Source organism: [Mycobacterium] manitobense (assembly GCF_025821665.1).
GTDB lineage: Bacteria > Actinomycetota > Actinomycetes > Mycobacteriales > Mycobacteriaceae > Mycobacterium > Mycobacterium arseniciresistens.
Window position 1 is genome coordinate 226,816 of sequence record NZ_JACKSJ010000235.1, and the last position, 26,296, is coordinate 253,111.

The 26,296-nt window shown below is 67.5% G+C and carries 28 protein-coding genes; 12 read left to right on the plus strand and 16 right to left on the minus strand.

Annotated features, from left to right (window positions below; genetic code table 11):
- Positions 1-6: 6 nt before the first annotated feature.
- From H7I41_RS26270 to H7I41_RS26305, 8 genes are all read right to left on the minus strand, one after another.
- The gene (locus tag H7I41_RS26270; RefSeq protein ID WP_264015561.1) at positions 7-342 is read right to left on the minus strand and encodes a hypothetical protein; all 336 of its coding nucleotides are present in this window, start codon (positions 340-342) and stop codon (positions 7-9) included.
- 2 nt (positions 343-344) lie between these two features.
- A complete protein-coding gene (locus H7I41_RS26275; RefSeq protein ID WP_264015562.1) occupies positions 345-1,616 on the minus strand; it encodes an aromatic ring-hydroxylating oxygenase subunit alpha in 1,272 nt (423 codons plus the stop codon).
- A gap of 63 nt (positions 1,617-1,679) precedes the next feature.
- Positions 1,680-2,423, minus strand: a complete 744-nt coding sequence (locus tag H7I41_RS26280; RefSeq protein WP_264015563.1) for an SDR family NAD(P)-dependent oxidoreductase — start codon at positions 2,421-2,423, stop codon at positions 1,680-1,682.
- 14 nt (positions 2,424-2,437) lie between these two features.
- Positions 2,438-3,472, minus strand: coding sequence for a ferredoxin--NADP reductase (locus H7I41_RS26285; protein ID WP_264015564.1), 1,035 nt, complete (start codon positions 3,470-3,472; stop codon positions 2,438-2,440).
- A 56-nt stretch (positions 3,473-3,528) separates the two neighbouring features.
- Positions 3,529-3,981, minus strand: a complete 453-nt coding sequence (locus H7I41_RS26290; protein WP_264015565.1) for a MarR family winged helix-turn-helix transcriptional regulator — start codon at positions 3,979-3,981, stop codon at positions 3,529-3,531.
- A 37-nt stretch (positions 3,982-4,018) separates the two neighbouring features.
- Positions 4,019-5,299, minus strand: coding sequence for a metal-dependent hydrolase family protein (locus H7I41_RS26295; protein ID WP_264015566.1), 1,281 nt, complete (start codon positions 5,297-5,299; stop codon positions 4,019-4,021).
- On the minus strand, positions 5,296-5,625 hold the full coding sequence (locus H7I41_RS26300; protein WP_264015611.1) for a hypothetical protein: 330 nt from the start codon (positions 5,623-5,625) through the stop codon (positions 5,296-5,298). The genes H7I41_RS26295 and H7I41_RS26300 overlap by 4 nt, the downstream gene beginning before the upstream one ends.
- Before the next feature lie 23 nt (positions 5,626-5,648).
- Complete coding sequence (locus H7I41_RS26305) at positions 5,649-6,914, minus strand: aromatic ring-hydroxylating oxygenase subunit alpha (protein ID WP_264015567.1); 1,266 nt, start codon at positions 6,912-6,914, stop codon at positions 5,649-5,651.
- 176 nt (positions 6,915-7,090) lie between these two features.
- Between H7I41_RS26305 and H7I41_RS26310 the strand changes: the two genes are divergently transcribed.
- Both H7I41_RS26310 and H7I41_RS26315 read left to right on the plus strand, forming a co-directional pair.
- Complete coding sequence (locus H7I41_RS26310; protein WP_264015568.1) at positions 7,091-8,563, plus strand: aldehyde dehydrogenase; 1,473 nt, start codon at positions 7,091-7,093, stop codon at positions 8,561-8,563.
- A gap of 1 nt (position 8,564) precedes the next feature.
- The gene (locus H7I41_RS26315; protein ID WP_264015569.1) at positions 8,565-9,362 is read left to right on the plus strand and encodes an emopamil-binding protein; all 798 of its coding nucleotides are present in this window, start codon (positions 8,565-8,567) and stop codon (positions 9,360-9,362) included.
- Positions 9,363-9,371: 9 nt separating this feature from the next.
- On the opposite strand, the gene H7I41_RS26320 is transcribed toward H7I41_RS26315, so the two are convergent.
- From H7I41_RS26320 to H7I41_RS26335, 4 genes are read right to left on the minus strand one after another with little or no spacing between them, the layout of a single operon-like run.
- Positions 9,372-10,232 (minus strand): TIGR03619 family F420-dependent LLM class oxidoreductase, encoded by an 861-nt coding sequence (locus H7I41_RS26320; RefSeq protein WP_264015570.1) that lies wholly within the window; start codon positions 10,230-10,232, stop codon positions 9,372-9,374.
- Positions 10,229-11,059: a TauD/TfdA dioxygenase family protein gene (locus H7I41_RS26325; protein ID WP_264015571.1), complete on the minus strand. Its 831-nt coding sequence runs from the start codon at positions 11,057-11,059 to the stop codon at positions 10,229-10,231. The genes H7I41_RS26320 and H7I41_RS26325 overlap by 4 nt, the downstream gene beginning before the upstream one ends.
- A gap of 5 nt (positions 11,060-11,064) precedes the next feature.
- Positions 11,065-11,418 carry a hypothetical protein gene (locus tag H7I41_RS26330; protein WP_264015572.1) on the minus strand — a complete coding sequence of 118 codons (354 nt, stop codon included), beginning with the start codon at positions 11,416-11,418 and terminating at the stop codon, positions 11,065-11,067.
- The gene (locus H7I41_RS26335) at positions 11,415-12,701 is read right to left on the minus strand and encodes an aromatic ring-hydroxylating oxygenase subunit alpha (RefSeq protein WP_264015573.1); all 1,287 of its coding nucleotides are present in this window, start codon (positions 12,699-12,701) and stop codon (positions 11,415-11,417) included. The genes H7I41_RS26330 and H7I41_RS26335 overlap by 4 nt, the downstream gene beginning before the upstream one ends.
- Positions 12,702-12,839: 138 nt before the next feature.
- Between H7I41_RS26335 and H7I41_RS26340 the strand changes: the two genes are divergently transcribed.
- The gene (locus H7I41_RS26340; RefSeq protein WP_264015574.1) at positions 12,840-13,757 is read left to right on the plus strand and encodes a LysR family transcriptional regulator; all 918 of its coding nucleotides are present in this window, start codon (positions 12,840-12,842) and stop codon (positions 13,755-13,757) included.
- Positions 13,758-13,769: 12 nt separating this feature from the next.
- Here the strand turns inward: H7I41_RS26340 and H7I41_RS26345 are convergent, their stop codons facing one another.
- Positions 13,770-14,372 (minus strand): TetR/AcrR family transcriptional regulator, encoded by a 603-nt coding sequence (locus tag H7I41_RS26345; RefSeq protein ID WP_264015575.1) that lies wholly within the window; start codon positions 14,370-14,372, stop codon positions 13,770-13,772.
- A gap of 104 nt (positions 14,373-14,476) precedes the next feature.
- Between H7I41_RS26345 and H7I41_RS26350 the strand changes: the two genes are divergently transcribed.
- Positions 14,477-15,643, plus strand: coding sequence for a spirocyclase AveC family protein (locus tag H7I41_RS26350; RefSeq protein WP_264015576.1), 1,167 nt, complete (start codon positions 14,477-14,479; stop codon positions 15,641-15,643).
- Positions 15,644-15,647: 4 nt separating this feature from the next.
- Here the strand turns inward: H7I41_RS26350 and H7I41_RS26355 are convergent, their stop codons facing one another.
- On the minus strand, positions 15,648-16,250 hold the full coding sequence (locus tag H7I41_RS26355) for a TetR/AcrR family transcriptional regulator (RefSeq protein WP_264015577.1): 603 nt from the start codon (positions 16,248-16,250) through the stop codon (positions 15,648-15,650).
- Positions 16,251-16,384: 134 nt separating this feature from the next.
- Here H7I41_RS26355 and H7I41_RS26360 point away from each other — a divergent pair, with 134 nt between their 5' ends.
- From H7I41_RS26360 to H7I41_RS26370, 3 genes are read left to right on the plus strand one after another with little or no spacing between them, the layout of a single operon-like run.
- Positions 16,385-17,548, plus strand: coding sequence for a spirocyclase AveC family protein (locus tag H7I41_RS26360; protein WP_264015578.1), 1,164 nt, complete (start codon positions 16,385-16,387; stop codon positions 17,546-17,548).
- Complete coding sequence (locus tag H7I41_RS26365) at positions 17,549-18,367, plus strand: CbbQ/NirQ/NorQ/GpvN family protein (protein WP_276009639.1); 819 nt, start codon at positions 17,549-17,551, stop codon at positions 18,365-18,367.
- Positions 18,368-18,420: 53 nt separating this feature from the next.
- Positions 18,421-20,127 carry a nitric oxide reductase activation protein NorD gene (locus tag H7I41_RS26370; protein WP_264015613.1) on the plus strand — a complete coding sequence of 569 codons (1,707 nt, stop codon included), beginning with the start codon at positions 18,421-18,423 and terminating at the stop codon, positions 20,125-20,127.
- A gap of 18 nt (positions 20,128-20,145) precedes the next feature.
- On the opposite strand, the gene H7I41_RS26375 is transcribed toward H7I41_RS26370, so the two are convergent.
- Positions 20,146-20,895 carry an alpha/beta fold hydrolase gene (locus tag H7I41_RS26375; RefSeq protein WP_264015579.1) on the minus strand — a complete coding sequence of 250 codons (750 nt, stop codon included), beginning with the start codon at positions 20,893-20,895 and terminating at the stop codon, positions 20,146-20,148.
- Positions 20,896-21,039: 144 nt separating this feature from the next.
- Here H7I41_RS26375 and H7I41_RS26380 point away from each other — a divergent pair, with 144 nt between their 5' ends.
- From H7I41_RS26380 to H7I41_RS26390, 3 genes are read left to right on the plus strand one after another with little or no spacing between them, the layout of a single operon-like run.
- A complete protein-coding gene (locus H7I41_RS26380; protein ID WP_264015580.1) occupies positions 21,040-21,972 on the plus strand; it encodes an NAD-dependent epimerase/dehydratase family protein in 933 nt (310 codons plus the stop codon).
- The gene (locus H7I41_RS26385; RefSeq protein ID WP_264015581.1) at positions 21,969-22,712 is read left to right on the plus strand and encodes a hypothetical protein; all 744 of its coding nucleotides are present in this window, start codon (positions 21,969-21,971) and stop codon (positions 22,710-22,712) included. Before H7I41_RS26380 ends, H7I41_RS26385 begins: the two co-directional genes overlap by 4 nt.
- A 9-nt stretch (positions 22,713-22,721) precedes the next feature.
- Positions 22,722-23,678 (plus strand): TIGR03564 family F420-dependent LLM class oxidoreductase, encoded by a 957-nt coding sequence (locus H7I41_RS26390; protein ID WP_264015582.1) that lies wholly within the window; start codon positions 22,722-22,724, stop codon positions 23,676-23,678.
- A gap of 30 nt (positions 23,679-23,708) precedes the next feature.
- On the opposite strand, the gene H7I41_RS26395 is transcribed toward H7I41_RS26390, so the two are convergent.
- On the minus strand, positions 23,709-24,233 hold the full coding sequence (locus H7I41_RS26395) for a VOC family protein (RefSeq protein WP_264015583.1): 525 nt from the start codon (positions 24,231-24,233) through the stop codon (positions 23,709-23,711).
- A 75-nt stretch (positions 24,234-24,308) separates the two neighbouring features.
- Here H7I41_RS26395 and H7I41_RS26400 point away from each other — a divergent pair, with 75 nt between their 5' ends.
- Together H7I41_RS26400 and H7I41_RS26405 are read left to right on the plus strand one after the other, a co-directional pair.
- Positions 24,309-24,965, plus strand: coding sequence for a TetR/AcrR family transcriptional regulator (locus tag H7I41_RS26400; RefSeq protein ID WP_264015584.1), 657 nt, complete (start codon positions 24,309-24,311; stop codon positions 24,963-24,965).
- 14 nt (positions 24,966-24,979) lie between these two features.
- Positions 24,980-26,281: an acyl-CoA dehydrogenase family protein gene (locus H7I41_RS26405; protein ID WP_264015585.1), complete on the plus strand. Its 1,302-nt coding sequence runs from the start codon at positions 24,980-24,982 to the stop codon at positions 26,279-26,281.
- Positions 26,282-26,296 lie beyond the last annotated feature (15 nt).

Below are 26,296 nucleotides of genomic sequence, written 5' to 3' on the forward strand. Positions count from 1 at the left end.
TGTCTGTCAGGGCACCGGCGCGCTGACGCGGTCGATCACGGCGTCGGCGGAGTCGGCGGGTTTCTGGGTACCGAAGACCTCGACGGCCATCGAGACCATGACCATCGAGTAGATGAGGTGGAGCAGGTTCAGCACGTCGTCGGGGACGTCGTCGAGCGGGAACTTGTCGCAGAAGTCGATCGCCTCCTCGAACCGCGGGGAGAACGCGTCGTAGAACCTGCGGATCTCCGGCATCGGGGTGTTGAGCCGGGCCTCCCAGCGCTGCGGTTCGGTGGCCAGGCACCACTTCTCGGCGAATGGTTCGAATTCGGCGAACGCACTGGGCAGTCGCGATTCGGCCATGCTCACACCCCCACCGGTGAACGCTCGGTCTTGTAGTCCTCGACCCAGTCCACGGCGACCTTGTGCAGGTGACGGACGAGGATCTCCTGGTCGTTGAGCGGGTAGTCGTCGACTATTGGTGTTTCCAGGCCGTACTCCAGCGCCGCCTGCGTACCGCCGAGCATGCCGGCGTCCTGCAGCGCGAACTCCTTGAGCACCACCGAGGCGACCTCGTGCTCGATGCGCTCGCGCACGGTGCGCGCCGGGTGAAAGGCGTTGTAGGCCTCGAACTTGTGCGTGTTGTGCGACGTCGGCCAGTAGCGGTACAGCAGGTACCAGCCGTGGTAGATCAGGATCTCCAGGTTGGGGAAGACCTGGAAGTTGGTGATGCCCCACGGTTCGATGCCGCCGGGGTTGAGGCCCGCCGAGAAGTGCGTCTCCGGTGTGCGCCACGGGCCCACCAGTCCGCTGCGGGTGGCCCGCTCCACCGGATACATGTATTCGGGGGCGAGCAGCCAGCGACGGGTGCCCGCCGTGGACACCAGCCGGTGCGGCCCGTCGATCTGGAAGTGCCCGCATTCGAAGGTCTGGTTGGGTTGGCGCACCTCCGTGGGCACCTGCTGCGAATGCAGCGACGGCACGTGGTAGTACTCCTGGAACGCGTCGGCGAATATCTTCCAGTTGCTGTTGTTGTGGGCGACGAAATCGTAACGCTCGGTCATCAATTCGAACGGGTAGTCGTCCAGGGCGGTGATCATCGGCCCGAGGAACTCGCGCAGGCTCTGGCGCGGTTCGGGGTCGAGATTGATGAACACGAAGCCGTTCCACACATCGCAGTGCACCGGCGCCAGACCGTACTTGGTGGTGTCGAGGTCGAAGAACTCGCCGGGCTGCTGCACGAACTTCAGCTCTCCGTCGAGCCCGTAGCGCCAGCCGTGGTACTTGCAGGTGAACTGCCGGCAGGCACCCTTGACCTCCTCGTTCGGGAAGTCGTTCCACACCAGCTTGTTCCCGCGATGGCGGCAGATGTTGTAGAACGCCCGGATCTGCTCGTCTCGGCCCTTGACCACGATCACCGACGTGTTCGCCGCGTGGATCTCCTTGGTGAGGTAGCTGCCCACGCGCGGCAGTTCCTCGACGCGCGCGACGTTGAGCCACGCGCGCTTGAAGATCGCCTCGCGCTCGAGTTCGTAGAACTCCGGCGAGGTGGAATCGCGGAACGACACCGGCCCGGTGCCCAGTTCCGGATAGTGCTCGGTCCAGCTGCCCTCCGCCGGCTTAGGCCACTTCGCCATGCGAACCTCCCTGTCGTGGTTGCGTTTCCGTGTCTACCGCCCGGTCGCCGGTCGCCCGGTCCATCACATCACCGATCCGCCGTTGACACCGAGCGTTTGGCCGGTGATGAAGCCGGCCTCCTCGGAGCACAGGAAGCCGACCGCGGCGGCGATGTCGTCACCGGTGCCAAGATGACCGACCGGGATGCTCGCGGCCATCTGCTCGTTGGGCGGCAAGAGGCCGGCGGCCTGGGACTTGTGCTGCATCGGTGTCTCGATGCCGGACGGCGGGACGTTGTTGACGGTGATGCCCAGTGCACCGAATTCGCGTGCCAGCGACCGGGTCAGGGAAAGCAGGGCGCCCTTGGACGAGGCGTAGTGCGCCATCCCCGGCGATCCGCGCTGCGCACTCGACGAGGAAATCATCACGATGCGGCCCCACCCCGCCTCGAGCATGTCCGGTATGGCCACCTGACAGCAGTGGAACGTCCCGGTGAGGTTGACGTCGATGAGCCGCTGCCACGCTTCGACGGTCATCTCGACGAACGGCGCCCAGTCCACCAGGCCCGCGCTGGTGACCAGGATGTGCACCGGCCCCAGCTCACTGCGGACCTTGGCGAACGCCTCCTCGACCGCGGCTCGGTCCGAGACGTCCGCGGCCACGCCGAGCGTGGTCACCCCCTCGGCGCGTAGTTCTTCGGCGACCCGTTGCGCCGCGTCGCCGTCGAGGTCGAGCACCGCGACCCGGTGGCCGCGCCGTCCGAGTTCGTGACACGTCGACTCCCCCATGCCCGACGCACCGCCGGTCACCACCGCCACCCGTGCCATGTGTTACCTCGTTCCTACTCGTAGACCACGTGGACTGTGCGGCTGGTGGGCAGCGACTGGCAGGTCAGCACCCAGCCCTCGGCCACCTCGTCGTCGTCGAGCGCGTCGTTGTTGAGCATCCGCGCGCTCCCGTCGACGATTCGCGCCATGCAGGTTCCGCACGAGCCCGTCTCGCAGGACGCCGGCGCGCGCAGTCCCGCCGTCCGCGCCGTCTGCAGCAGGGTGTTGCCCGCCCGGTACTCCGCCGTGGTGGTCTGCCGGTCCAGTTCGATGACGACCTGTTCGGTGCCCTGCGACGATTCCGCCGCCCCGGCCGCCTCGGCCTCGTCCACCGCCACCGTGAAGCGCTCGAGGTGCACCCGGTCGCGCGGCGCACCGGCGGTGAGCACCGTGGCCTCCACGGTGTCCATGAACGGCCCCGGCCCGCAGATGTAGTGGTCGGCGCCGTCGGTGAGGCCGTCGAGAAAGTCCTCGATCGCGGATTTCGTGACGACACCGCGGTCGTCGTCGAAGTGGTGCGTCACCGACAACCGGTCGGGATGGCCCTCGGCCAGACGGGTCAGCGCGTCGGCGAAGATGACGCCGTCGCGGCTGCGGTTGGCGTAGAACAGCCGGACCGGCCGCGACGTCGTCGCCAGTGCCGTGCGGATCAGCGACATGATCGGGGTGATCCCGCTACCGCCCGCGAAGGCGGCGATCGCATCGCCGTTCTCGCGCAACAGGAACCGGCCCTCGGGCGGCGCGGCGTGGATCTCGGCGCCCTCGGCCGCGGTGTCGTTGAGCCAGTTGGACACCAGCCCGCCCGGGTCGCGCTTGACGGTGATCTGCAGATCGTCCTCGACCGGCGCGGATGACATCGAGTAGCAGCGGCGCAGTTCGCGGCCGTCGACGGTGACCCGCAGCGTCAGGAACTGACCGGCCTGGTACCGGAAGCGCGAGGTGCAGTGCTCCGGCACGTCCAGCACAAGTGACACGGCGTCAGAGGTCTCGCGCACGATCCGCTTGATGCGAAGTGCGGCAAAGCCGTCCGAATCGGTGTGCTCGCTCATCGCGGCCAATGATATCAAGTACTTGTCATTAATCTCAAGTACCTGATACATCGCCGCTACTCGTCCACGTGATCGATGCGCATCTCGCGGCCCGTGCCCTGTTCGACGACACGGCTCAGCAGCTGGCGCAACGTCTCCTGCTCGGCCTTGGTCAGCACGCCGAACACCCGGTCGTGCGCGGCGATGGCGTCGTTCACGACGGCCGCGGCGACCATGCGGCCCTGGTCGGTGAGGAATGCCTGCAGGATCCGGCCGTGCTGTGGGTCCTGTTTGCGTTGCACCAGCCCCCGCTTCTCGAGCGCGGTCAGGGCCAGCTGCACGCCCTGGGGGCTGATGAGCAGCCGCCGGGCCAGCTCGGCGCCGGACAGGCCGGGTTCGTCGGACAGCTGGCGCAGCACGCCGATCTGGGCGGTGCTCACCCCGTGCTCGCTCACCGCGTCGTTCACCGACGTCAGCGAGAAGTACCAGGCCTGCTTGAGCAGCCACAGGATGTTGTCGGTCTGCTCCATACCGGGCCTCTCCGATCGCTGTGCGGTGCGCTCGACGTTAGCTCTGCGAACCACCGCCGCGCTTGTGGACCCGGCCGTCCTTCATCACGAAGCGCACGTCGAGCGTGGTGGAGATGTCCGCGGACGGGTCACCGGGCACGGCGATGAGATCGGCGAGGTAGCCCGGGGCGATGCGGCCGAGTTCGTCGTCGGCGTCGATGAGCTCGGCGCTGGTGATCGTCGCCGCCCGCAGGGCCTGCATGGGTGTCATCCCGCGCGCCACCAGAGCGCGCAGTTCCTTGGCGTTCTGGCCGTGCGGGACGGCGGGCGCGTCGGTGCCGCAAGCGATGCGCACCCCTGCCGCGATCGCCTTCGGGAGCATGGCCTGTGCGCGCGGGAACACCTCCTCGGCCTTGCGGCGTAGCTCCGGGGCGATGCGGTCGATGGCCATCGCCTCGGTCAGGTAGGTGGTCGACACCAGGAAGGTGCCGTGGTCGACCATCATCTGGATGGTCTCGTCGGAGGCCAGGAAGCCGTGTTCGATGCAGTCGATACCGGCTCGGATGCACGCGCGGACGGCACTGTCCCCCACCGCATGCGCCGCCACGCGTACCCCCGCGCGATGCGCCTCGTCGGCGATCGCGGCGAACTCGTCGTCGGAGTACTGTTGCGCCCCCGGAGCGGTGCTGTGCGACATCACGCCACCGGACGCCGAGACCTTGATCAGCTTGGCGCCGTGCCGGATCTGGTATCGCACACACGCGCGCACCTCGTCGACCCCGTTGGCGATGCCCTCGGCCACCGAGAGCGGCATGATCCCGGGCGCGAGGCGCTGGAACACGGTGGGGTCGAGGTGCCCGCCGTAGGGCGTCACGGCATGCCCGGCGGGATAGATGCGGGGGCCGGCGTGCCAGCCCTGCTCGATCGCGCGCTGCAGTGCCACGTCGAGCAGGTAGCCGCCGGTCTTCACCATCAGGCCGAGATTGCGGACCGTGGTGAAGCCGGCGTCCAGCGTGGTCCGGGCATTCACCGCGCCGCGCAGCGTGCGGTAGGCGGGGTCGTCCTGCACCCCGTGCATCGGGCTGGGCAGGCCTTCGGGGCCGCCGGGGCCGCCGATCAGCAGGTTGAGCTCCATGTCCATCAGACCGGGGAGCAGCGTGACGTCCCCGAGGTCGATGTCCTCGGCCGCGTCCTGGGGAACCCGCTCGGGATTCACGGCCTGGATGCGGTTCCCGTCGACGACGACGACGGCCGGTGAACGCACCTCGCCGGCCGCGACGTCGGCCCAGCGCGCCGCCCTCAGGACGATCGGGTCTGCGCCGGATGGCCCGTCGGTCACGGCACCGGTTCGGAGACGCAGTCCAGGCTGGTGGCCCCCGTGTCGGGGACCTTGGGCTGCTTCCAGCACTCGACCGGGAACGACACCTGAATCATCGAGTACAGCAGGTGCATCAGGTTGAGCACGTCCTCGGGCAGGTCGTCGAGGCTGAACTTGTCGCAGTAGGCGATCGCCTCCTCCGCACGCGCGGTGACCGCGTCGTAGAACGCCTGCATGTCACGCATCGAACTGCTCAACCGCTTGGCGTAGCGCTCCGCCTCGGTGCCCAGGCACCAGTCGGAAAACGGCTCCAGGTCCGCGAATTCGGGGGGCAGCTTGCTCGTCACGGTCGTCTCTGTGGTCGTCACGGTCACACCTCCGCGGTCTTGCGCTGGTAGTCCTCGACCCAGGCGGCCGTCTCGGTGTGCAGGTGGCGGATCAGCACCTCCTGGTCACAGAGCAGGAAGTCGTCAAGGACCCGGGACTCGACCATCGTCTGGGTGGCCTCCAGGGTGTTGGCGTCCTGCAGTCCGTACTCCTTGAACGACACGGCGGCCAGCTCCTGGGCGATGCGTTCGCGCGGAGTGCGTGGCTGCGGGAAGTACACCGTGCCCTCGAAGATGTGGGTGTTGTGCGACGTCGGCCAGTAGTGGTACGTCAGATACCAGCCCTGCCCCCAGAACAGGATGACGAAATTGGGGAAGAGCTGGAACGAGTCCAGGCCCCACGGATCGCACTTCGCCGGGTTGAGGCCCGGCGGCATCTCCCCCAGATCTTGGCCGTCCCATGGCCCGAAAAGCCCGCTCTGGCAGATGTCCTCGATCGGCTTGCGCATCTCGTCGGCCATCTCCCAGGCCCGCACACCGGACGTGCTCACGAGCCGGTGCGGACCTTCGATCCGGTAGTGCGGCGCCTCGAATCCCGCCTCGGCCGCAGCCTTCGAGTAGGCGGTGGGCGACTGGTTCGCGTGCAGGACGGGTGCGTGATAGAACTCCTGGAACGCGTCCATGTAGAGCTTCCAGTTGGCCTTGACCTCTGAGCGGTACTGGAAGCGGGAGGTCATCTTGTCGAACGGATAGCCACCGAGATTGGTGATCATCGGTCCGAGGAAGTCCCGCAGCGGCTGCTCCGGCTCCTTCGCGAAGTTGACGAAGATGAAGCCTTCCCAGACGTCGCAGTGCACCGGCACCAGCCCGTAGCGACTCTTGTCCAGGTCGAAGAACTCGCCCTCCTGCTGCACGAAGGTCAGATTGCCCTCGAGGTCGTAGCGCCAGGCGTGGTACTTGCAGGTGAACTGGCGGCAGACCCCGCTGGTCTCCTCGAGCGGCATGTCGTTCCACACCAGCTTGTTGCCCCGGTGTCGGCAGATGTTGTGGTACGCCTTCACCTCGCCGGTGCTGATCCGCACGACGATGATCGACGTGTTGACGACCTTGAGCTCCTTGGTGAAGTAGCTGCCCTTGCGCGGCACCTGCTCCACCCGGCCGACGTTGAGCCAGGCGCGCTTGAACACCGCCTTGCGCTCGATCTCGTAGAACTGCGGATCGATCGAATCCTCGTAGGACACCGGCCCGGTGCCCAGCTGCGGGTAGTGCTCTGTCCAGCTGCCTTCAGGCGGCTTCGGAAACCGGGCCATATCGTCTCCTCCTCGGTGTCGATCCGCCCCAGGCCGCCCGCCTTCGAGGCGCCGACTTGATTGTGTAGGCAATCCGCCACGCACAGCGGCATTTTGGGCGATTTCCAGGAACCGACAGTGCTGACGGTATATGCTCGGCCGGGCAATCGCAAGTAGTTGATATTGCCGATCACCGAATGGAGGCACGGGGCGTGCGGTACGACGAACTGTTCATCGGCGGGACCTGGCGCACGCCCAGCACCGACGGGCGGATCGAGGTCGTCTCACCGCACACCGAGCAGGTGGTCGCGAGCGTGGCGGCCGCGGCGCCGGCGGACGTGGACCTGGCGGTCAGCGCGGCACGCGAGGCGTTCGACAACGGACCGTGGCCCGGCACCGAACCCGCCGAGCGCATCGAGGCGGTGCGCCGCCTCGCCAAGACCTACGAGCAGCGCCGCACCGAGATGGCCGAACTGATCACCACCGAGATCGGCGCACCGATCAGCTTCTCCCAGCGGGCGCAGGTCGCGCTGCCGTGGTCGATGATCGACGCGTTCGCCGATCTCGCCGAGACATATCCGTGGCGCGAGGACAGGCCGGGCCGCTACGGCTCCGACATCCACATCCGGCGTGAGCCGGTGGGCGTCGTCGCCGCGATCGTGCCGTGGAACATGCCCCAGTTCCTCATCGTCACCAAGCTGATCCCGGCCCTGCTCGCGGGGTGCACCGTCGTGGTCAAACCCGCGCCGGAGTCACCGCTCAACGCCCTGCTGCTCGCCGAGATCATCGCCGAGTCCGACCTGCCGCCCGGCGTGGTCGGCATCCTGCCCGGCGACGGGACCGTGGGCGAACACCTGGTGCGCCACCGCGGAGTGGACAAGGTGTCGTTCACCGGGTCGACGCCGGCGGGCCGGGCCGTCGCCGCCGCGTGCGCCGGGGACCTGCGGCGGGTCAGCCTCGAACTGGGCGGCAAGTCCGCGGCGATCGTGCTCGACGACGCCGACCCCGGCGCGGTCGCGGCGGGCGTGCGCTCGGCCAGCCTGTCCAACGGCGGCCAGATCTGCAACGCGCTCACCCGGGTCCTGGTGCCCGCCGCGCGCGCTGCCGAGTACACCGACGCACTCGCCGCCGAGATGAGCGCACTGGTGGTCGGCGATCCCTCCGACAGCGCGACGCAGGTGGGACCGCTTGTGGCGCAACGTCAGCAGGAACGGGTGCGCGGATACATCGAGGCCGGATCGCGGGACGGCGCCCGCCTCGTGGTCGGCGGCGCCGAGATGCCCGAAGGCCTGGACCGCGGCTGGTACGTCCGGCCGACGCTGTTCGCCGACGCCGACAACTCCATGCGGATCGCCCGCGAGGAGATCTTCGGCCCGGTGCTGACGGTGTTGCCCTACTCCGACGTCGAGCAGGCCGTGGCGATCGCCAACGATTCGGACTACGGCCTGGCCGGCTCGGTGTGGACCGATGACAGCGACGCCGGCCTCGACGTCGCCGCACGGATCCGCACCGGCACGTTCGGCGTCAACCAGGGTTACCCGATGGACCCGTTCGCCCCGTTCGGTGGCGTGAAGGCCAGCGGCTACGGCCGCGAACTCGGCCGCGAGGGAATCGACGGCTACACCGACACGAAGTCCATTGCCGTGGCAGCGGCGACCAAGGAGGCATGAGTTGTCCACCGACGCGATCACCGGCCACGAACCGAATTTCGCCCAGCCGTGGGCACCGCACCGGCTGAGAATCTATTCCGGCACGGCGATCTTCACCACGGTGATGTTCGTCGGGATGACGATCGGCGTCGGCGTCGGGCTCATCCCGCCGAGTTTCGCGGTGGACGTGATCGCCAACCTGCTGTTCGGCATCCCGGTGATCCTGCTGCCGTTCGTCCTGCTGTGGGATGCGCCGGGCGAACGGCGGACCCGCCTCGACAAGGCGGCCGAACTGACGTTGTTCTACCTGCCCTACACCGCGTGCAGCCAGATCGGCTACGAGCTGATGTTTCTCATCGGCCATCCGCTCGGCCTCTGGACGCCCACCGACGACCCCGGGTGGAAGTGGTTGTGGTGGCAGTACGCGCTGGCCGACACCAGGTATGTCAGCGGCAACACGTGGATCTTCGCCCTCGAGGTGGTCGGGGTGCTCACCGGCACCATGGTCTTCGTGATGTGGACCCGGCTCGTCCGGACCACCCTGTCCGACGAATCGCGGATCCGCTGCCTGTGGTTCGCCTTCGTGGGCTGCGCGATCCTGATGAGCAGCACCGCCGTGTACTTCCTGGCGGAGGTGGGAGCCGGCTTCGAGAACATCGGTCAGGGCGCGTACGGCCTCTGGTTCAAGTTCATCGCCGAGAACGTGCCGTTCATCGTGCTTCCTCCGCTGGTGCTCTACTCGATCCACCTGCAGATCGACTACCTGACGCGCCGGGCCGGCACCCGCACCCGCACCCGCACCCGCACCCGCGCCGGCTGAGCCTGCGGCTCAGAGGGTCTCGCGACCGTTCAGTTCGATGAGCGCATGGAGCTGCTCGAGGTAGTGCTCGAGCGAGCGGTGGACGAAGCGCGCGGAGAGGGTCGTCGTGCCGCACGCGGCCAGATCGTGCAGCGCCTGCCGCGTCGCCTCCGGGTCCCCCACCGGGTCGAGTGCACGTTCGGCCGGCATCACCACTTCGAAATCGGGCGGCAACTCGACGCCTCCCAGCCACTCGGCGGCCTGGGCGGCGGAGACGTAGTAGGGACACCACCCGTCGGCGAGGGTGACGGCCCGCCGCAGAGAGCGCCTGGTGCGGCCGCCCACCCAGATCGGCACGTGCGGCTGAAGCGCGCAGGGATCGACGGTCAGCCCGCCGAACGAGTAGAACTCGCCGTCATAGGCCGGTTCGTTACTCGGCAGCGCCGCCCGCAGCGCCCGCAGGGCATCGTCGGCCCGGGCACCGCGATCGTCGAACGGTGCGCCGAGCAGATCGAACTCCTCCCGCAGCGAGCCCACGCCGACGCCGAGTATCAGTCTTCCGCCGCTGACGTGATCCAATGTGCCGTAACGCTTCACGATGGCCAGCGGATGGTGGTAACCCAGCACGAGGGTCATGGTGGCGAACCGGATTTGATGCGTCCGGGCCGCCACGTAACCGAACGTGGCGAGCGGATCCCAGTAGCGGGCGCCGCGGCGACCGGTCTCGGCGGCGGGAAGTCCGATGTGCTCGCTGCACGTCATGTGGTGGTAGCCCAGCCGGTCCGCGGCCTCGGCGACACGGCCGATCGCCTCGATCCCGGCATCCTTCTCCCACCCCAGCGGAGCGCCCGCGACGTTGGTGACCACCGGCGTGGCGATGCCGAGCTTCACCGCAGCGGCTCCTCCCCCGCCAGGATCGTGCGGTGCATGAGCCGGCCACTGTCAGCGGCGTACGGCAGCGCCCGGTGCATGGTGCCGGTGTTGTCCCAGATCAGCAGGTCCCCCACCCGCCACTCGTGCCGGTACACGTACTGCGGCTGCGTCGCCCAATCACGAAGCCGGGCAAGCAGTGCGCGACTCTGCTCCACCGGCATGCCCTGGACGTAATCGGCCGTGGCACCCAACAGCAGCGACCTGCGGCCGGACCGGTGTGTCCACACGACAGGGCATTCCTTGGTCGCGGACTTCTGCCAGAAGGCGATCTCGTCGTAGCTCATCTCGGGTGTCACGTAGTACTGCGACCGTTCCGCGCTGTGCACCACCCGCAGGCCGGCGATCCGGTCCTTGTCCGGCTGCGGCAGGTCGTCGTAGGCGGCGTAGGTGTTGCAGAACTCGGTCTGTCCGCCGGTGTCCGAGAGCCTCACCCCCCGCAGCAGCGTCGCCAGGTTCGGGTAGGGCTGCAGCGAGCCGTCGAAGTGCCAGAACAACGAACCCTTCAGGTACTTCGCGCGCTGATTCACCGTGTCGTCCAGCGAGATCTTGTAGATCCCGTCCTGCCCCTCTCCTGCCACCACGGTGCCGAGCGTCCTGGCGATGGCCACCTGCTGCTCGTCGGTGATCTGCAGGCCCCGGAAGAAGACCACTCCGCGCTGCTCGAGCGTGGCGCGGATCTGCGCTGCCACCCGCCCGCTGAGCAATGTCTCGACGTCGGTGGTGATCTCACTGCCGATCCGCGGGGTGAGGTGGCGGATCTGCAACTGATCGGCGGCGGTGCTCATGTCACTCAACTCGACCTGGTCAGGATCGTGGTGGCCGAGTGCTTCACCCGCGGCTGGTTCCACAGCTCGACCGCCAGGGAGACGGTGATCAACGAGTACAGCAGGTTCCGCAGATTCGCGACGTCGTCCGGGAGCGGCTCGGCGTAGTCGAACTTGTCGACGTAGGCCACCGCATCCTCGGCGACCGGGAAGACCTGGTCGTAGAAGGCCCGTATCTCGGTCATCGAGGTGTTCACGCGCTTGACGTAACGCGCGTGGCCGTCCTCGATGGCCCAGTCCGCAACCAGGTGCTCGAGGTGGGAGAACCCCTCGGGCAGTGCGGTGGTCGCCGGGCGCGCATTCGTCGTGCCCGTGCTCACCGGCTGTTCCCCTTCGCGCTCTCGCCCGACTCGACGTAGTCGCCGACCATCTTGTGCAGGTGTCGCAGCAGGATCTCCTCGTCGTTCATGGTGAAATGCGTCAGCGCGCCGCTGTTCAGCATCGCCTGCAGTCCTTCCGACGGGCTGGCGTCCTCCAGGATGATGTCGTTGAGGTAGGTCACCGTGAGTTCCTGACCCAGCCGCTCCTTGTGCGTTCTCGGTGGCTGGTAGTACATCTCGGTCTCGAAGATGTGCGAGTGCGGCCCGGTCGGCCAGTGGGTGTGCACGGTGAAACCAGATGCCCCGAAGATCAGCACGAAATTCGGGAAGAACTGGAACGAGTCGAAACCGTATTTCTCCGAACGCGTCGGGTTCATCCCGGGCGGCAGGGGTCCGCGCTCGGCGCGCTTGGTCCAGGGGCCTGCCGCGCTGGCCTCCATCACACATTCGATCGGCTTCGAGTAGGGCGTCCGCCGGGAAGGCTCCCCGGAGAACGAATACATCCGGTGCGGATCGGCCAGGCGGTAGGCCAGGGCGTCGGTGAACGGATTCGGCTTGTTCAGCGCTTCCCTGGCTTCTGCGGTGACGCTGCCGAAGGACGAGGCGTGCAGGTACGGGCCGTGGTAGCTCTCAGCGAAGCCGTCGACGAATATCTTCCAGTTGCACTGCAGTTCGGCCTTGAACCGGTAGACCTGGTGCGGCCCTTCGAACGGGTACCCCTCGATGCCGTGCGCGAGCTCGCCGAGGAACGAGCGAAGCGGCTCGGTGTTGTGCGGGTCGAGGTTGACGAAGACGAAGCCTTCCCACACCTCGCACTGGATGGCGGGTACGCGGCAGCTGTCGGCGTCGAAGTCCAGCAACAGGTCCTGGCGGGTGGCCGAGTGCAAGGACCCGTCGAGGTGGTACCGCCAGCCGTGAAAACGGCAGTACAGCAGCGGCGCCCGTCCGCTCACCTCCTGGAACGGATCGTCCTCCCACAGCATCTTGTTGCCGCGGTGCGGGCAGATGTTGTGCATGGCGCGGATCACGCCGTCCTTGCCTCGCACGACGATGATCGAGGTGTTGAGGAAGGTGAGTTCGCGGGTGAAGTAGCAGCCCGAGCGCGGCACCTGCTCGACGCGCCCCATGTACAGCCAGGTCTTCTTGAAGACGTGTTCGCGTTCCCTCTCGTAGAACTCCTCGGACACGCAGTCCTCGAGGGACACCGGTCCGCGGCCGAGGTCGGGATACGCGTCCGTCCAGTGACCGCTTTCGGGTTTGCTCACCAGGGCTTCGGAGCTCACGTGATCCTCCTGCACTGAACGCGTCGCCGGGCGCGCGACGTTGTGCCGAAGCTACCTCCGGGCATATCGGCGAAACAGGTGCGAAACCGCAACATGCTGTTGCATATTTGGGACGACACTCCGCCGTCAGGAGCCCGGATGGAACAGCACCTGTCCTTCGACCTCGGCGCACTGCTGGTGTTCGGGAAAGTGGTGGAAGCCCGCAGCCTTTCGAAAGCCGCGACATTGCTCGGCATGCCGAAGTCCACGGTGAGCCGCAAGCTGGCGAAGCTGGAGGCCGATCTCGGGATCAAGCTGTTGCGCAAGAACACGCATCAGCTCACCGTCACCGACCTCGGTGAACAGATCTACGGTCACGCGGTCAGCATCCTGACCGAGGCCAACGGTGTCCGCGCACTGGTCGAGGGCAGCAGGCACGAGCCGCAGGGCGAGCTGCGGGTCGCCATTCCGGTGTTCGTCGGCATCGATTACGCCTCCCGCGTCGGCGCCACCTTCCTGCGGCGCTACCCGCACACCCGGCTGGACATCCGGCTCGTGGACAACATGGTCGACCCCGTCAAGGACGGGTTCGACGTCGTGTTCGGCACCGGGCCTCTTCAGGATTCGACGTTGATCGCCCGGAAGGTGTTCGACCTCGACCTGTTCCTCTGCGCCTCGGCGCGCTTCGTGGCGCAACTGGCCGCACCGCTCACCATGCCGGCGCACCTGGACGGCCTGCCGTTCATCGACTTCGGGTTCTGCGGCTCGCGCAAGCTGACGATCAGCAGGGACGACATGCGATGCGAGGTATCGCCGCAGGTGCGGGCGCGGGCCAACAACTTCCAGGTGTGCAAGCAGTACATCCTGGAGGGGCTCGGCGTCGGCGCCATGCCCGCCCAGATCATCTGCACCACCGAACTGCGCGAGGGCACCATCGTGCCCGTCCTGCCCGAGTGGCGGCCCGACCCGCTGGCCGTGCACATGATCTACCCGTTCGAGCTGTCGTTCTCGACGTTGATCAGCGCCTTCTACGACACGGCCCGCGAGATCATCGTCGAGAACACCGCCCGCGCCTGACGGGGCAGGTCGTCAGGGCAGCTTGATCGCCGACATGTACATCTCCACGATCGGCCGGTAGAGGTCGACGTCGTCGAGTTGACTCCCCAGCACCACCGAGTCGCTGGTCGCGACGAGCACCTGCGCGAAGGTCGACGGTGAAATGAGCAGCGTGCCGCCGAGCCGGTCGATGCCCTCGACGATGAACCTTGCGAGCGCCTCGACGACCTCTGACCGCTTCTCCGCGACCCGGTCCCGCGCTTCCGGGTTGCGCGTCAGATAGAGCGTGAACTCGTGTCCGAGCGCGGCGTGTTCGGCGCCGCGGTCGAGACTCAGCTGGCGCCACCGCCGCGCGATCTCGTCGAGTTCGCGCTCGCCGATCTGTCCGGCGGTCGACATCACCTCGGCGAAGTTGTCGAAGTAGCGACGCCAGTACCGGTCGCTGACCGCCAGGAACAAATCCTCCTTGGTGGCGAAGTGCTTGTAGATCGCACCCTTGGTGTAACCGGCCGCGTGCGCGATGTCATCGAGAGTCGCGGGGGTGAAACCCTTTTCGGCGAAGACGTCTTCGGCCGCGTCGAGCAGCAGGGAACGCGTGTGCTCGAGGCGTCTCTCGCGCGTCCAACGCTCCACCATGGTCGAATTCTGCCACAGGATCTGAGAAACCCATTGGACAACCAGATACCAGTTGGTATATTTCCGGGCGTGTGCGCATCGGACGCACGTTTCAGGAGGCGCTGGTGAGCGATTCGTCGAACAGGAAATCCGTTGTCACTCAATCGTTGAGCGGCGCCCTCGGCTCAGGAACGGAGACCCCGCGCTCGTCGAACGCCATCAAGATCTGGGCGACGGTCGGCACCCTGTTCTTGGCGTACACGATCTATGTGTTCGTCCGGTGGGTCAGCGGACCCTTCTTCGAGCCGGTGGCCGGAGGTCCGAGCGAGCCGCCGATGTACATGCAGATCCCGCTGATCGCCAACGCCGTCGTGCTCTGGATCGGCCTGCCGGCCGCGCTCTGGTTCTTTCTCATCCGGCCCTGGGTGCGGGAGAGGCGGGTCACGCTCGACGGCATGCTGCTGGTGTCGATGGGCCTGATGATGTTTCAGGATCCGATGCTCAACTACTACAGCACCTGGTGTACGTACAACGCCTGGCTGTGGAACCGGGGCTCCTGGGCACCGCACATTCCGGGCTGGGTGGCGCACGAGGAACCGGGCCACACCGTGCCCGAACCGCTGCTGACCAACATTCCCGGCTACATGTACGGCGTGCTGCTGATCACCATCGTCGGATGTTGGGTCATGCGCAGGATCAAGAACCGTTGGCCGGAGATCAGCAATCTGAGGCTGGTGCTGGTCACCTATGCGATCGCCTTCGTCTTCGACTTCGTCATGGAGGCCTTGGTCATGCTGCCGATCGGCTTCTACTCCTATCCCGGTGCCATCCAGTCACTGTCGTTCAACGCCGGTACGTACTACCAATGGCCGATCTACGAGGGCTTGATGTGGGGTGGCGTCCAGGCGGCGCTGTGCTGCCTGCGCTTCTTCACCGATGACCGGGGACGCACGTTGGTGGAGCGCGGTCTGGACAGCATCCGAGGCGGAGCCGTCAAGCAACAGTTCGTGCGCTTCCTGGCGATCTTCGGCGGTGTCAGCGCATGCTTCTTCCTCTTCTACAACGTCCCGGCGACCTGGCTGGGCATGCATGGCGACCCGTGGCCCGAAGACGTGCAGAAGCGCTCGTACTTCAACCCCGGCATCTGCGGCGAGGGAACAGATCGACCCTGCCCGAATCCCGGTCTGCCGGTGCCCACCAAGTACTCCGGCTACATCAACCATGACGGACAGCTGGTACTCCCCGAGGGCGTCGAGGTGCCACCCGTGGTTCCCATCCAATCGGGCAGGTGACCCGTCAGGGCATCTTGACGGCGGAGACGTACATCTCGACGATCGGCTGGTAGAGATCGATGTCGTCGAGGTGGCTGCCCAACTCGACCGCGTCGGTGGTGGCGATGATGATGTGGGCGAACGTGGTCGCCGGGATCAGCAGGGTCGCACCGAGATGCTCGATACCCTCCACGATGTAGCGGGCGAGCTGGTCGACGACCTCGGATCGCTTGGCGGCCACGCGTTCCCGCGCCTCGGGGTTGCGCAGCAGGTACAGGTTGAACTCGACGCCCAGTGCCGCATGCTCGGCGCCGCGGTCGCGGCTCAACTGGCGCCACCGCTCGCCGATGTCTTCTAGCTCGCGTGCCCCGATGTGGTCCGACGACGACATGATCTCGGCGAAGTTGTCGAAGTACCGCCGCCAGTACCGGTCGCTGGCGGCCAGGAACAGCTCTTCCTTGGTGGCGAAGTACTTGTAGATCGCGCCCTTCGAGTAGCCGGCCGCCTTGGCGATGTCGTCGAGAGTCGCAGGGATGAAACCTCGTTCGGCGAACACCTGCTCCGCGGCATCCAACAGCAGCGAGCGCGTGCGCTCGAGGCGTCGCTCGCGCGTCATCGGCTCGACCATGCGGAAATTCTCCCACAGATTATTTTCGAATCCCTGGTCATTCAGATACTCATTGGTATATTTTCGACGCATCGGCCACTTCGGGAGGGAGCTGTGAGGTCCATGGGATCGACAAGTGCGGAGGAGACGGTGTCGTGAGCGATCTGTCCAGCAAGCGGAAACCCGTTCTCACCGAATCGCTCAGCGACGCGGCACTCGGCGCGCAGCCGCAGAAGAGGATCACGCCGGTGCGGGTGTGGGCCGCCGTCGGCGGTGTGATCCTCGCCTTCCAGCTGTATGTGTGGATCCGCTGGATCAGCGGACCCAATTTCGAGCGGGTTCCCGCGGGCCCGACCGATCCGCCGACGTTCATGAAGGCGATCCTCTTCACGTGGACCGCCGTCATCGTGGTCGGCCTGCCGGTCGCCATCTGGTGGTTCCTGATCCGGCCGTGGCGCCGGGAGCGGCGAATCACTCTCGACGGCATGCTGTTCGTCTCCTGCGGCCTGCTGTGGTTCCAGGATCCGCTGCTGAACTACTTCAGCACGTGGAGCACGTACAACACCTGGATGTGGAACATGGGCTCGTGGGTCCAGGACGTTCCGGGTTGGGTGTCCTACGGGGAACCCGGCGCGATGATGGCCGAACCCGTCCTGATGAACGCCCCGGGCTACTTCTTCGTCCTGCTGTGCACGATGCTGGGCTGCGCGGTGATGCGCCTGGCCAAGAAGCGTTTTCCCAATATCAACACCTTCGGCCTGATCGGCGTGGTGATCGCCTGGACCTTCTTCTTCGACTTCGTCATCGAGGGCCTGTTCCTCATGCCGATGGGGCTGTTCACGTACCCGGGCGCCATCCAGGCGCTGTCGGTCAACGCCGGCACGTACTACCAGTGGCCGCTGTACGAGGGGCTCATGTGGGGCGGTGTCCAGGCCGGCCTGTGCTGCATGCGCTACTTCACCGACGACCGTGGCCGGACCTTCGTCGAGCGCGGGCTCGACCAGGTCCGAGGCGGTTTCGTCAAACAGCAGTTCACCCGCTTCCTGGCGATCTTCGCCGCATGCAGCGCCTTCTTCTTCGTCTTCTACAACATCCCGGCGCAGTTCTTCGCCATGCACCAGGACCCGTGGCCGGAGGACATCTTGAAGCGCTCGTACTTCCTGATGGGGATCTGCGGTGAGGACACCGACCGGCCGTGCCCCGACCCCGCGCTACCGATGCCCCTGACGAACTCGGGCTACATCAACCACGACGGTGAGCTCGTCCTCCCCGACGGCGTCAAGCTTCCCGTGAACGTTCCGATCGAGCGAGGAGAATAGATGCGCACCAGTAAATCCGCGGTGGTCACACCCGTGCCGGACGCACCGTTCTACCGTGCGGTCGGCGACGAGGTGGAGGTCTTCCGCGCGGCCGCCCGCCGGGGGCTGCCGGTACTGCTGAAAGGCCCGACCGGTTGCGGGAAGACACGTTTCGTCGAGGCGATGGCCCACCAGCTGGGCCGGGATCTGATCACCGTCGCCGGCCACGAGGACATGACGTCGGCGGACCTGGTAGGCCGGTTCCTGCTGAAGGGCGGGGAGACGGTCTGGGTGGACGGGCCGTTGACCCGGGCGGTGCGCGAGGGTGCCATCTTCTACCTCGACGAGGTGGTCGAGGCCCGCCAGGACACCACCGTGGTCATCCATCCGCTCGCCGATCACCGCCGGGAGCTGCCCGTCGACCGCCTCGGCACCACACTGCGGGCGGCGCCCGGATTCCAGCTGGTGATCTCCTACAACCCCGGCTACCAGAGCGTGCTGAAGAACCTCAAGGAGTCCACCCGTCAGCGCTTCATCGCCATCGAGCTGGGCTACCCGTCCGCCGAGGTGGAGACCGAGGTGGTGGCCTACGAAGCCGGCATCGACATCGAGACCGCACGCGCTCTGGTGAAGCTCGCGTACGCCATCCGGAACCTCGACGGCTCACCGTTGCGCGAGGTGTCCTCCACTCGCATGTTGATCCTCGCCGGCGGCCTCGCGGCCGAAGGTCTGAGCCTGCGCAGCGCCGTCCACGCCGCCGTCGTCCAGGTGCTCTCCGATGACCACGACGTCATCCGCGCGCTCGACGAACTCGTCAACACGGTCCTGCCACAGACGTGACCGACGCTGCCGCCGAGGGTTTTTCGGTCATCTCCCTGCCCCACGGGCAGGAGGTGTCCCCGGCGCCGGCGCCGGAGAACCCGGACCGATTCCGGTTCCTCGCCACCTACATCGCCTGCAGGTCCGTCGACGTCACCGAGGCTCCCGCCGGCCAGCCCGCACACACCGACGGCCGGTTCATCTTCGTCTCGGCCGGTGGATCGGTCGAGGAGCAGCGCCGGGAAATGCTGGTGCAGGCGGCGCTTCTCGGCGCGGGCAGCCTCGATCCGCGGTTGGTGAAGGGATTGCGGGCACGCGCGACGTTGGCCCGCCGGTATCTGGCTCTCGAAGGTCGACGCGTCCTCGCCGACCTCGCCCGCCAGATTCCCCTCGATGCCGCGCTGCTCCCGGACGCACACGCCGCCACGGCGAGCGCCGACGAGTCACTCGAGGTGGCCAGGAGCCGGGCGAAGGTCGCCGATCCACCGGAGTGGTTCGGCGCCATCAAGCCCTCCCGGCTGCTCGCGGCGCCCGCCGGACCCGGTGGCCAGGCCACCAACAAAGACCTCAAATTGAAGTTCGATCCCATCGACATGCCCGAATCCGAAGAGGGCGAAGAAGACGAGGACGGCGGCAAGGCAGGGGACAGCAAGATCCTCAAGCTCTTCGAGAGCCCGATCTTCAACAACCAGTCCATGTCGGACTACATGCGCAAGATGTTCGGCGGATCACGCTCCCCCGGAGAGGGCGCCGCGGGCGCGGAGATGACGGTGCGCTCCACCCGTCGGGTGCAGGAGATCGGGGCGAACGCCCGTCCCCTGCCCACCCGAATCCAGTTCACCGACGACGGCAAACCCGGTGCCGCGGTGGGCGTCGGCGGCGCCCTGTATCCGGAGTGGGACGTCTTCAACGACCGGTACAAGCCCGACTGGTGCCGGGTTATCGACTTCCCACTGAACGTCACCGCCGACGTCTCCGATGCCGGTGTCGCGCACGACGACGTGCTGCGGCGCCGCCTGGCCCGCGTCGGGCTCGGCCCGAAGGTCCTGCGCGGCCGCGCCGACGGTGACGACCTCGACATCGAGGCGCTCATCGACCTGTTCGTCGACCTGCAGTCGGGCTTCTCCGGAGCCGAACACGTCTATCTGGAGCGCCGCAAACTCGCCCGCAATCTCGGTGTGCTCATCCTCATCGACGCCTCGGGGTCCGCCGTCGACGCCGATTCGGACGGCCTCGCCGTGCACGACCACCAGCGGCGGGCGGCCGCCACGCTGGCCGTGACACTCGAGGAACTCGGTGACCGCGTCGCCGTCTACGCGTTCCGATCCCAGGGCCGCCACGCCGTGCACCTGCCGGCCATCAAGACGTTCGACCAGAATTTCGGCGCGATCGGACGGGCCCGGCTCAACCAGCTCGAGCCGGCGAGCTACACCCGTCTCGGCGCCGGGATCCGCGGCGCGGGCGAGGTGCTGAAGAACGAGGCGGGCACGCCGAACCGGCTGCTGCTGGTCCTCTCGGACGGCTTCCCCTACGACGACGGATACGAAGGTCGTTACGCGGAAGCCGACGCGAGCAAGGCCCTCGAGGAGCTACGCGCCGAAGGCGTTGCCTGCCTGTGCCTTTCCATCGGAGCGTCCACGGGCACCGATGTGCTCGAGCGTGTCTTCGGCTCGGCCAGCTACGCCAGCGCGCCGGTCCTGGCCGAACTGAGCCCGCAGATGGACGAGCTGTTCATGTCCGCACTCGCAGAGCTCGCGGCGCCGAAACCGGCGAGGGTGTGACAACGGGCGGCCTGCCGGTCACCTGTCGAGCGAGTCCCAGAACCGGGTGAGTGCCGCGGCGCCTGCGGCGGGATCCTGAACCATCCACCAGTGTCCCAGCCCGTCGAGCACCTCGGTGCGGGCGCCGGCCCGGTCGGCCGCCCGGCGCCGCATCTCCTCGGTGCCGACGAAGGGGTCCTCGGTGGCCAGCAGCGACAGTCCCGGCCGGGCCGCGGCCTTCTCCAGTGTCTTTCCGGCGTCCGCCAGCGCCGGCTGGCGTGCGGACCGGTAGACCTCCAGGATGGCCCGACCCATCTCCGGGCCCTGCGCCGCGGCGAACGACGTCGCCACGTCGAGCGGAATGCCGAACGCGACCAGCTGTTGTGCCCGGTCCTCCACCGAACCGTCCTGCATCATCGCGACCAACTGCTCGCCATCCCCCGGCGTCTGGAACCCTTGGGCCATGTCGTGCCACACGTAGTCGGGATCGAACAGCCCGACGACGTCACTCGCCCAGCTGCGCACGAGCTCGGGCCGGTGCATCACCGCGTTCACGACGTGACCCCCACCCCAGTCGTGCCCGACGAGGTCGACGGGCGCATCGATCCGCTCCAGCTCGTCGATGAGCCAATCGCGGTAGGCGAGGTAGGTCGCCGGGAAATCGCTCGGGAGGGGAGCACCGAACCCCGGCGGCGACAACCGCACCACATCCGCGCGCCCGAGCGCGGCGACGAGCGGACCCCAGACGGCGTCGGTCTCCGGATTGCCGTGTACCAGAACCACAGTCACGTCACGATCCTCCCATGGCGCATGCGTGCCGACACAGCCCTTCGGCGATCCCGGGATCCCGGCTCCCTGCCGTGAAAGACAGCTGCCCCACCGCAAGGTATCAAGTACTTAACATTTTCGTCGTGGTGCGCTAAGACTGAAGGGATGCTCGACTCAGAGAAGATCCTCGTCACCGGCGCCACCGGCAAGATCGCGTTCCCGATCGCCCGCGCCCTGGCGGGACGCAACGAGGTGTGGGGCGCTGCCCGGCTGCGGGACCCGGCGGACCGCGAGAAGCTGTCCGCCGCAGGCATCACTCCCCTGGCGCTCGACATGAGCGCCGGCGATTTCTCCGGGTTGCCCGACGATTTCACCTACGTCTTCCACGCCGCCGTCGACAGCGGCGCCGACGACTGGGTCCGCTGCGTCACCACGAACGCCCAGCACTCCGGCGACCTGCTGCACCACTGCCGGGGCGTCAAGGGTTTCGTGTTCTGCTCGACCGGTTCCATCTACGGTTACCAGGGCCGGCGGCCGTTGCGGGAGGACGACCCACCGGGTGTTCCGCTGCGCGCGAACTACAGCTTTTCCAAGGTCGCCGCCGAATCGGTCTGCACCTGGATCGCGCAGCGGTTCGACATCCCGCTCACGATCATCCGCATCTGCTCGACGTACGGGCCCGAGGGCGGGGCCCCCGCCGACCGGCTGGAGATGATGCTGGCCGGCAAGTCGATTCGGTTGCATCCCGACCGGCCGAACAACTACAACCCCATCTACGAGGACGATTACGTCGAGTTCGGCATCCGCGCGATGGAGGTCGCCGACACCCCGCCGGTGGTGGTGAACTGGGCGGGCAGTGAGACCGTCAGCGTCGAGGATTACTGCGCCTACCTCGGATCGCTGGTCGGCGTCGAACCGGTCTTCGACTACCGGGCCGACGCGCACACCCCGCTGTGGCCCGATGTGACGCGCATGCACCAGATCCTCGGCCGGACGAAAGTGCCGTGGCGCGAGGGCTTCCGGCGGATGGTCGCGGCGCGTCACCCCGAGATCCCAATCGCCGAGGCCCATGCCCCGACCTCTGGAGGAGCCCAGTGACACTGCCGGGAACACCGTCGGACCAGCTGGACGGCGTACTCGCCGCCGGCCGGGGCGAGATCAGCACCCTGTTCGTCTCGATGGCGCGCCGCCATCCGGACGGCCACGACGCCGAGTACCTGCGCTGGCACACCCTCGACCACCGGCCCGAGCAGCACCGGTTGCCGGGCGTGCGGGCGTCGGTGCGGTTGGTCTCGACACCGCAGTGCCGCGCGGCGCGGCCGGCAGGCGACGATCGCTTCGAGGCGATCGACCACGTGATGACCTATTTTTTCACCGACCGCACCGGCCTCACTGCGTTCAACGAACTGTCCACAGCGCTCGGCGACGGCGGTCGCAAACTGGCTCTGCTGCCACCGGTTCAGCGCGGCGTCTACACCGTGACCGACAAGTCGGCGGCCGCCCGGATCAAGGTGGGCGCAGATGTGCTGCCGTGGTGGCCCTTTCGCGGTGTGGTGCTGATCCTGGAGGTCGGGGACCGGGCGCCGACCGCACTCACCGATGTCGACGGCGTGGCGGGAACCTGGTCCGCCACCTCACACCGGGTGGACGCGAGTCTCGCGAGTGCGGACGACGGGCAGGTGCTCACCTACTGCTTCACCGACGACGACCCGGTGGTCGTCGCGGGACGGTTGTCGCCCGTGCTGGAACGCCGCTGGGCTGCCGGTGATGCCGACCCGCTGCTGGCCGCACCCTTTCACACCGTCGTGCCGCACGAATGGGACCGTCATGTGCCGTAGCGAGATCCGGTGAGAATCGGTCTGATGGTCGGTTCCGACCGGGAACGGCCGCGCGCGGACCGGCTCGACGGTCTGCTAGCCGACGGAACAGCCGCGGAGAGCGCCGGTTTCGCGTCGTTCTGGTTCCCCCAGGTGCCCGGCTATCTCGATGCGATGACAGCGGTCGCGCTGCTCGGCCGGGTCACTGAACGCATCGAACTCGGCACGGCCGTCGTTCCCATCCAGACCCGGCACCCGCTGATCATGGCGCAGCAGGCCGCGACGACCCAGGTGGCGTGCGGCGGGCGGTTCACACTCGGCATCGGGCCGTCGCATCACTGGATCATCGACGGGCAGCTCGGGCTGTCCTACGACCGGCCGGCCCGGCAGGTGGCCGAGTACCTCGACGTGCTCGGTGCCGCGTTGTCGGGCCCCGGTGCGGTCGACGTGGAGAACGACGGCTATCGCGTGCACGGAACCATCGACGTCACCGACACTTTCACCACCCCGATGCTGATCGCCGCGCTGGGACCGGTGATGCTGCGCCTGGCCGGTGAGCGGGCCGGCGGCACCATCCTGTGGATGGCCGACGAGCGCACGATCGACAGCCACATCGCCCCCCGGATCACCGCCGCGGCCGACGGCGCGGGCCGCCCGGCGCCCCGGATCGTCGCGGGCGTTCCGGTGGCGTTGTGTGCTGCCGGCGAGGTGGACGATGCCCGCGCGTACGCCAGCGAGGTGCTCGGGCATGCCGACTTCTCCCCCAACTACGTCCGCCTGCTCGAGCACGGTGACGCGCAGGATGTCGGCGACACCATGGCGGCCGGTGACGAGTCGGCGGTGGCTGCCCGGTTGCGCCGCTACCGCGACGCCGGTGTCACCGACCTCGCCGCCCGGGTGGTCCCCCTCGGCGCCGATGCCGCGGCACGGCGGGAATCCCGCCGCCGCACCGAGCAATTCGTGGCCTCGCTCGCGGCCGACCTCTGACGACCCCTTCGCCGCGAGTGTGCGCGACCGTCAGTTCAGCCTGCGCACGGGATCGGTGCCGTCCCAGTCGGCGGTGGCGGCGCGCAGCATCGCGTCCAGGCCGACGATCGCGTCGCTGCGCTCGGTGATCTCGTAGATCGCCGCCGGACCCGCCTGCGGTTCCACGTAGGCGAACCGGACGCCGACGTCCTGCCCGCCGGACCACACCACCGGCCATCCCCGGTCAGCGGCGGCCTTCAGTGCCGCGTCGAAGTCGTCCACCCACCAGGCCAATTGATGGAACCCGTGGCGGCCGGAGGCCAGGAACTCCGAGTAGACCGATGGCGCGTCGTCCTCCTGCTGGATCACCTCGATCTGCATGTCGCCGATGTTCGTCATCCCGATCGACAGCGTCACCTCACACGGCTCGCCGCGATACAGCCCCGCCTGCGGCAGCCCGCGCAGCACGAACCACGGCCCCACCCCGGCTGCCAGCCAGCCGTCCAGGGCGCGGTCGAAGTCGTCCACCACATAGCCGAACTGGCGGACCGGACCGGCGAACGGCGACTCGGGCACGCGTCGACGGTACGGCTCAAGTTAGTCATCGGTCAACTCTTGTGCAACGCGGAAATGCTGCTAGATTCGGCATTCATGGCGGTAGCGGACGGTCGGACGTCAGTTGACCGTGGTCAGCGCCGCACGTCGCTGCAACAGGCGCGGTCGCGGGAGACCAAGCGCATGCTGGTGCAGGCGGCGATGGCGTTGTGGCGCACCAACGGGTACGGCGCAACCACCGTTGCCGACATCTGCAAGGCGGCCGGAGTCTCCAAGGCGCTGTTCTACTTCTACTTCCCGCGCAAGGAGGACGTGCTGTTCGAAGTCGGCGTGATGTCGACGCAATCGGCCAGGCGAACCGTGCTCACGATGATCGACAAGCCATTCGAGCTGTCCGCGGCGATCGCCGCCGCGCTCACCGATCTGGAGAGGTCGATGGCGCGCAACCCTCCCGAACTCGTCATCGCCGCCATCCTCGAGGGCTATCGCCACGAGCACCGGATCCTCGCGGGCGAGGAACCGGTCGCCGACGAGGCGGGGATGTTCACCGAACTGTTCGAGACGGCGCAACGCAACGGCACGTTGGCGGACCACGTCGACGTCACGCACCTGGCCTACCTGGCCCACACCCTCGTCAGCGAGGGCGCCCGGCACTGGGCGGCGGGCGCCTTCGGCGGCCGCTCGTTCGCCGAGGTCGTCGGCGCGGACATCACGGCACTGATCGCCGGCCACAACCGGGCCGAAACCCGATAACGAAGGAGACCACGATGGCGTGGGATTTCGAGACCGACCCCGAGTACCAGAAGGTGCTGGACTGGGCCGACGAGTTCGTCCGCGAGGAGGTCGAACCGCTCGACCTCGCCTTCCCGCACCAGCAGTACATGCCGCTGGACGCCAACCGGCGCAAGGTCATCGGCCCGCTCAAGGAGGAGGTGCGCCGCCGCGGGCTGTGGGCCACGCACCTGGGCGCCGACCTCGGCGGTCAGGGCTACGGACAGCTGAAGCTGGCGCTGCTCAACGAGATCCTCGGCCGCTCGCAGTGGGCTCCCATCGTGTTCGGCTGCCAGGCGCCCGACACCGGCAACGCCGAGATCATCGCGCACTACGGCACCGACGCCCAGAAGGAGCGCTACCTGCGCCCGCTGCTCGAGGGCGAACTGTTCTCCTGCTACTCGATGACCGAGCCGCACGCCGGCGCCGACCCGACGCTGTTCCGCACGCGTGCGGTGCGCGACGGGGACGACTGGGTGATCAACGGCCAGAAATTCTTCTCGTCGAACGCCGCCACCGCGTCCTTCCTGATCGTAATGGTGGTGACCAATCCGGATGTCAGCGCATACCAGGGCATGTCGATGTTCCTGGTGCCCACCGACACGCCCGGCGTCGACATCGTGCGCAACGTCGGCCTCTACGGCGAGCGTGAGAACGAGGGCAGCCACGCCCTGATCCACTACAACAACGTCCGGGTGCCCGCCGAGGCGCTGCTCGGCGGCGAGGGCCAAGCGTTCGTCATCGCGCAGACCCGGCTCGGCGGCGGTCGCATCCACCACGCCATGCGCACGATCGGCCTGGCCCGCAAGGCGATCGACATGATGTGCGAGCGGGCGCTCAGCCGAGAGACCCAGGGCAGCCGGCTCTCCGACAAGCAGTTCGTGCAGGGCTACATCGCCGACTCGTACGCGCAGCTGCTGCAGTTCCGGCTGATGGTGCTCTACACGGCCTGGGAGATCGACAAGTACAACGACTACAAGAAGGTCCGTAAGGACATCGCCGCGGTCAAGGTGGCGATGCCGACAGTGCTGCACGACATCGCCTGGCGGGCCATGCAGGTGCACGGCGCGCTCGGCGTGACCAACGAGATGCCGTTCCTCGGCATGGTGACCGGCGCCGCGGTGATGGGCCTGGCCGACGGGCCCACCGAGGTGCACAAGACCACCGTGGCCAAGCAGGTGCTGCGCGATTACCAGCCCACCGACGACGTCTGGCCCACCGAGTGGATTCCGCGCAAGCGCGAGGCGGCCCGGGCCAAGTACGCCGACTTCCTGGAAACCGAGGTCGGCAACCTGTGACCGACTCGGACGGCG